This window comes from Kitasatospora sp. NPDC036755 (assembly GCF_040636595.1).
Taxonomy (GTDB): domain Bacteria; phylum Actinomycetota; class Actinomycetes; order Streptomycetales; family Streptomycetaceae; genus Kitasatospora.
Map to the genome: position 1 here is coordinate 1 of NZ_JBEZUT010000419.1, position 6,349 is coordinate 6,349.

At 74.8% G+C, this 6,349-nt stretch carries 4 protein-coding genes and 2 pseudogenes; all 6 read left to right on the top strand.

Annotated features, from left to right (window positions below):
* Positions 1–673 (top strand): annotated as a pseudogene (locus AB0E96_RS36905) (hypothetical protein); the annotation flags it as partial.
* Positions 670–1,380, top strand: a complete 711-nt coding sequence (locus tag AB0E96_RS36910; RefSeq protein ID WP_359830527.1) for a DUF4255 domain-containing protein — start codon at positions 670–672, stop codon at positions 1,378–1,380. The pseudogene AB0E96_RS36905 and the gene AB0E96_RS36910, both read left to right, overlap by 4 nt.
* On the top strand, positions 1,377–3,527 hold the full coding sequence (locus tag AB0E96_RS36915) for an ATP-binding protein (protein ID WP_359830530.1): 2,151 nt from the start codon (positions 1,377–1,379) through the stop codon (positions 3,525–3,527). Before AB0E96_RS36910 ends, AB0E96_RS36915 begins: the two co-directional genes overlap by 4 nt.
* A 252-nt stretch (positions 3,528–3,779) precedes the next feature.
* Positions 3,780–5,312 (top strand): phage tail sheath family protein, encoded by a 1,533-nt coding sequence (locus tag AB0E96_RS36920; RefSeq protein WP_359830533.1) that lies wholly within the window; start codon positions 3,780–3,782, stop codon positions 5,310–5,312.
* 57 nt (positions 5,313–5,369) lie between these two features.
* Entirely contained in the window at positions 5,370–5,810 is a 441-nt protein-coding gene (locus AB0E96_RS36925) for a phage tail protein (protein WP_359830535.1), read from the top strand.
* Positions 5,807–6,253, top strand: a pseudogene (locus tag AB0E96_RS36930) (hypothetical protein); the annotation flags it as partial. The gene AB0E96_RS36925 and the pseudogene AB0E96_RS36930, both read left to right, overlap by 4 nt.
* Positions 6,254–6,349: the final 96 nt, after the last annotated feature.

Here is a 6,349-nt window from a genome sequence, read left to right on the forward strand (position 1 = left end):
TGGGGCGGCCGCCAGCAGGGTGGGGGCCCAGGCCGGCCCCACCGTCGCGGTCGACGCCCAGCCGAACCCCGGCTACGTCGGCGGCCACGTGACCGTCAGCTACACGGTGCGCAACACCGGCCAGGCCCTCGCGACCGGCCTGCGCCTGACCCTCGGCCTGCCCGCCGGAGTGCCCACCGAGGCCCTGCCCGGGGGCTGCCGGGCCGGCACCTGCACGGTGAGCGACCTCGCCCCGGGCCGCAGCGCCGTGATCCGCGTCGTGCTCTCGCCCGTGGCGGCGCTGGACACCACCATCAGCGCCGAGCTGACCACCACCGGCACCGACGCCACCCCCGGACCGCACCGGGCGAGCACCCCGCTGCGCATCCTCCAGCCCCGGATCGTCGCGGTCCCGCCGATCGGCAAGCCCGGCTTCGTGACCTCGGTGCGCGGCGTGGACTTCCCGCCCGGCGCGCCCGTCCGGTTCACCTGGAACCCCGGGCTCACCGCCCCGGCCGCGCCCACCCACCCGAAGGCCGACGGCACCTTCGCCGGCCAGCTGCTGATCCTCCCCAAGGACGAGACCGGCCCGCGCACCATCACCGCCGAGGGCCCCGGCTTCTCCCCGGTGACCTGCCCGTTCCTGGTGGTCGAGGGCAGCATCGGCCCGCCCGGAGAGGTGGAGCGGCGATGATCCACGAGGTCGACGAGGCACTGCGCCGACTGCTCGCCGAGACCGGTCTGCCCGAGCGCGGCATCGAGGTGGTCTTCGACGCGCCCACCCGGGACTTCGCGGCCCGGCGCAACGCGCCCACGGTCAGCGTCTTCCTGTACGGGCTCCGCGAGGACACCGGCCGCCGGCAGGCCGGCACCGTCGCGGAGCACGACGCCGACGGCGTGGTGACCGGCCACCGCCCCGCACCCCGCTGGTTCGAGCTGGCCTACCTGGTCACCGCCTGGACCAACCGGCCGCAGGACGAGCACCGGCTGCTGGCCGAGGTGCTCCAGTGCCTGACCGCCACCGACACCCTGCCCGCCCGGCTGCTCACCGGCACGCTCGCCGAGCTCGGGCTGACGGTCGGTATGGACATCGCGGGGCGTGACAGCGGCCTGCCCTCGGTGTCCGACGTCTGGTCCTCGCTCGGCGGCGAGCTGCGGCCCTCCGTCGACCTGCGGGTGCTCGCCCCGCTGCCCGGCGTCCGCACCCCGGCCGGGCCGCCCGTCACCGACGGCCTGGTGCTGCGCGCCGGCGACACCACCCCGGCCGGCCCGCCGCCCGCCGACGCCCCGGGTCGCCGGCTGCGCTACGAGGGTGCCTCCGACCCCGGTGCGGACGGCTTCGCCGCGCCCCGGGAGCGCGGGCTGCCGCCCGGCCGCCGACCGCGGGGCAGGGCACGATGACCGTCGACCTCGAACCGCCGGCGAGCGCCGCCCCGCCCGGCCCGGACCACGACGACCGGCCCGGCCCGGGCCGCGACCACCTCTGGGAGCGGCTGCAACGGGTCGAACGGAGGGTCCGCGCCGCGGTGCGCGAACGCCGTGCCGACGACCCGGACCCGGACGACCCGTACCGCGGCCAGTACCTCGGCCCGGAGGCGGTCGAGCGCATCCTGGCGGCCTCCGCCACCGTGCACCGCGCCACCGCCGACCCGGGCGACGGGCCGCCGCCGCCCGGCTCCCGGCTCGGGCGGCTCGCCGCCGCCTTCGGGCTGCTCCCGGTCGACCTCGACCTGCTGCTGGTGGCACTCGCCCCGGACCTCGACGCCCGCTTCGAACAGCTCTACGGCTACCTCAACGACGACCTGACCCGCCGTCGGGCCACCATCGGCCTCGCCCTCGACCTGTGCGGGCTGCCTGCGGCCGGCGCCGGCCGTTTCCGGTTCTCCACCCGGGCCCCACTGATCGCCGGAGGCCTGCTGGAGATCACCGAGCCGGACCGCCCGCTGCTCTCCAGGACCCTGCGCGTCCCGGACCGGGTGACGGCCCACCTGCTCGGCGACGACGAGCCCGACGGCGCGCTCGCGGGCCTCGCCCACCGCACCGCGAAGCCCGACGGCCCGACCACCGTGAAGCCCGACCCGGCAACCGCCGAGCAGCCCGACCCGGCAACCGCCGAGCAGCCCGCCGAGCGGCTTCGCGCCCTGGCCGCGGACGGCGGCTTCGTCCACCTGCTGGACCGCGGCGGGCACGCCGGCCCGCTCGCGGCGGCCGCCCTCGCCGCCGCCGGCCCACCGCCCCTGATGGTCGACGCCGCCGCGTTCGCCGCCCGACCGCCGGAGGCCACCGTCCGGGTGCTCGCCCGCGAGGCACGGCTGGGCGGGGCCGGAGTGGTGCTCGGACCGCTGGACCGGCTGGAACCCGAACGGCCCGAGCGGGCCGCGCTGTTGCGCGAGCTCTGCGCGGAACTCGACGGCGTCCCGCTGCTCCTGCACGGCTCCCGGGTCTGGGACCCTACCTGGGCGGCGCGCAGCCCGGTGGTGGTCACCGTTCCGCCGCCGGACGCCCGGGTCAGGGCCGGGCAGTGGGCCGACGCCCTGGGCGCGGAGCTGGACGAGGAGCTCACCGAGACCGTCGCCGCCTACCGGCTGGACGGGGAGCAGCTCGCCCGCGCCGCCTCGGTCGCGGCCCGGACGGCGGCCGCGGAGCGCCGCCCGGTGCGGCCCGAGGACCTGCGCACGGCGGTGCGGGCGCAGAACGCCGCCGGCCTGGCCCGGCTGGCCCGCCGGATCGAGCCCGGGGTCGGCTGGCCCGACCTCGTCCTGCCCGCCCCCACCGCGGGCCGGCTGCGCGAACTCGTGCTGCGCGCCCGGCACCGCGAGCAGGTCCTCGGCGGCTGGCGGATGCGCCCGGGCGGTGGCCGGGGCAACGGCGTGATCGCCCTGTTCGCCGGCGAGTCCGGTACCGGCAAGACGATGTCGGCCGAGGTGGTCGCCGCCGAACTCGGCATGGAGCTGTACGTGGTGGACCTCTCCACCGTGGTCGACAAGTACATCGGCGAGACCGAGAAGAACCTGGAACGGATCTTCACCGAGGCCGCGCAGGTGAACGGCGTCCTGCTGTTCGACGAGGCGGACGCGCTGTTCGGCAAGCGCTCCGAGGTCAAGGACTCCCGCGACCGGCACGCCAACGTGGAGACGGCCTACCTGCTCCAGCGGATGGAGTCCTTCGACGGGATCGCTGTGCTGACGTCCAACCTGCGGGCCAACCTGGACGAGGCGTTCACCCGGCGGCTGGACGTCATCGCGGAGTTCCCGCTGCCGGACGAGGCGCAGCGGCGCCTGCTCTGGGACCGCTGCCTGGGGCCGCTGGTGCCCCGCGGCGACGACCTCGACCTGGACTTCTGTGCCCGGAACTTCGAACTCACCGGCGGCTCGATCCGGGCCTGCGCGGTCTCCGCGGCCTACCTGGCCGCCGGGACGGGCGCCCCGCTGGGCATGGCGCAGCTGGTCTCCGCGGTGGTCGGCGAGTACCGCAAGCTCGGCCGGCTGGTGCTGGCGAGCGAGTTCGGGCCGTGGCTGGGAGTGCTCGGGGACACCGGGCACGGCTGACCGGCCGGCTGCCCGCCCCACCGCCCCACCGGCGGGGCCCGTCGGGCCGGTCGCGCCGGGCCCGGCCCGACCGGCCGCCGGGGAGAACGGGGCAGCTGGGGAGCCTGAGAGGACGTCGGACGGTGTCCGCCGGGGGCAGCGGTTCCTGCCCCCGGTCCAGGACCGGCGGACATGTTTCCCGAGGTGCCCGGGCAGCAGACTCGGGGGCGAATGACCGGCGAGTAATGCATGGCCAGCCGAAGGAGCGCGTATATGCCGTCGTACCTCACCCCGGGTGTGTACGTGGAGGAGGTCCAGTCCGGTGCCCGGCCGATCGAGGGCGTCGGCACGGCCGTCGCCGCCTTCGTCGGCTTCGCCGAGACCGGGCCCTTCCACGAGCCCACGCTGGTGACCAACTGGGACCAGTACGTGCAGCGGTTCGGTGGCTTCACCGAAGGCACCTACCTGGCGCACTCGGTGTACGGCTTCTTCGCCAACGGCGGCGGCTCCGCCTACGTCGTGCGGGTCGGCGACCCGGCCCGGCAGACGCCCGGCGCGGCCCCCGCCGTCACCGCGGCCCCGCCCGTCGAGATCGCCGGGTTCCTGTTCTCCGCCCGGCCCGGCGCGGGCGCCGAGGTGTCCGTCGAGGTCGCCGACCTGGAGGGGGAGAACGTCCCCGAGGACCGCTTCCGGCTGGTGGTGCGCCGGGGCGCCGAGGTCGCCGAGACGTACGACGTCTCGACCCGCAAGAGCACCAAGGGCTACGTCCTCACCCAGCTGCGCGAGTCCAAGCTGGTCGCCGTCGCCGAGAAGCCCGGCACCGCGCCGAGCCGCCCCGAGCGGCGCACCCACGCCCTCGCGCCCGCGGCCGCGCCGGCCGCCGCCCCGGTGGGCCGCCTCGACCCGGCCGAGTACGTCGGCGACGCCGCCGCCCGGACCGGCTTCGGCGGCCTGGAGGCGATCGACGAGATCACCATGGTCGCGGTGCCCGACCTGATGAGCGCCTACCAGCGCGGCGACCTCGACGACGAGGGCCTGCGCACCGTCCAGCTGGCCGTGATGTCGCACTGCGAGCAGATGGGCGACCGGATCGCCGTCCTGGACCCGCCGCCCGGCCTCAACGCCCAGCGGATGCGCACCTGGCGCAACGAGGAGGCGGGCTTCGACTCCCGCTACGCCGCGCTCTACTACCCGTGGATCAAGGTGTTCGACCCGGCGAGCGGCCGCAACGTGCTGGTCCCGCCGAGCGGTCACGTCGCCGGGGTGTGGGCGCGCAGCGACGCCGAGCGCGGCGTGCACAAGGCGCCCGCCAACGAGGTCATCCGCGGCGCGGTGGACCTGGAACTGCGCCTCAGCAAGGGCGAGCAGGACCTGCTGAACCCGATCGGCGTCAACTGCGTACGGGCGTTCCCCGGCCGCGGCATCCGGATCTGGGGCGCGCGCACCCTGTCCTCCGACCCGGCGTGGCGCTACCTGAACGTGCGGCGGCTCTTCAACTACCTGGAGGAGTCCATCCTCCTCGGGACCCAGTGGGTCGTCTTCGAGCCCAACGACGACCGGCTGTGGTCCAGCATCCGCCGGAACATCACCGCGTTCCTCACCGAGGAGTGGCGACGCGGGGCCCTGTTCGGCCAGACCGCGGCCGAGGCCTTCTACGTCAAGTGCGACCGCGACAACAACCCGCCGGAGTCCATCGACCTCGGCCAGGTGATCTGCGAGATCGGCGTCTCCCCGGTGAAGCCCGCGGAGTTCGTGGTGTTCCGGCTGTCCCAGTTCTCCGACAGCACGAGCCTCGTCAACGAGTGACCGGCCCGGTCGGCACCACCCCTCGCCACCCCTCGCATCGGAAGGTGACAGAAACCCATGGCTGAAGGCGATCCGCTCTCCACACACATATTCGGCGTCCAACTCGGCGGCTACAACGTCGAGTCCGTCAAGGAGATCTCCAACCTGACGGTCGAACAGGACGTCGTCGAGTACAAGCAGGTGACCCAAGAGGGCAAACTGATCGTCCGCAAGCAGCCCGGCGCCCGGCTCCCCGGTGAGGTGACCATCACCCGGGGTCTGGACAAGAGCGGCGCGTTCACGGAGTGGATCAAGGAGACCCTGAACAACGGGGCGATCAACACCGCGCGGCAGAACCTCACCATCGAGGTCAAGGACACCACCGGTGCCACCCTGCGGCGCATCCAGCTGACCAACGCCTGGGCGAGCCGCTGGGAGGGCCCGACCCTCAGCGCCGGCGAGTCCAGCCCCGCGACCGAGACCGTGACCATCGTGTTCGAGGAGATCTCGGTCGAGTGAGGCGCAAGATCGGCCTGGACGAGCTGCTGGAAGGGGCCGCGGCCCCGCAGCACGCCGCACCCCAGCAGCAGGCCCCGGCGGCAGCGGCGGCGGCGCAGCCCCGGGGGCGGGCGCCGCACACCGAGTTCGAGTTCGAGCTGCCGCTGGGCTACGTCGACGACGACGGCACCGTGCACCGGCACGGTGCCATGCGCCTGGCGACCGCCCGCGACGAACTGATGCCGCAGATCGACCTGCGGGTCAAGGAGAACCCGGCGTACCTCAGCGTGGTGCTGCTCAGCCACGTGATCACCCGGCTGGGCGACATCGGCGACGTGCACACCGGGATCGTCGAGCGGATGTACGCCACCGACGTGGCCTTCCTCCAGGACCTCTACCAGAGGATCAACAGCGAGGGCCACACGCGTGCCGCGGTGACCTGTCCGCACTGTGACGGCGCCTTCGCCGCCTACACCCGCTCCCGGGTCCGCCACGAGGTGCTCCCGGTCCTGGAGAAGCACCTGGGCGGCGGAGTGGTCGAGGCGCTGGCCCGCACCGCC

Bases quoted from the DNA above. Each gene is read 5' to 3' on its own strand.
- AB0E96_RS36920 (WP_359830533.1), top strand. From the start codon at position 3,780: ATGCCGTCGTACCTCACCCCGGGTGTGTACGTGGAGGAGGTCCAGTCC.
- AB0E96_RS36925 (WP_359830535.1), top strand. From the start codon at position 5,370: ATGGCTGAAGGCGATCCGCTCTCCACACACATATTCGGCGTCCAACTC.
- AB0E96_RS36915 (WP_359830530.1), top strand. From the start codon at position 1,377: ATGACCGTCGACCTCGAACCGCCGGCGAGCGCCGCCCCGCCCGGCCCG.
- AB0E96_RS36910 (WP_359830527.1), top strand. From the start codon at position 670: ATGATCCACGAGGTCGACGAGGCACTGCGCCGACTGCTCGCCGAGACC.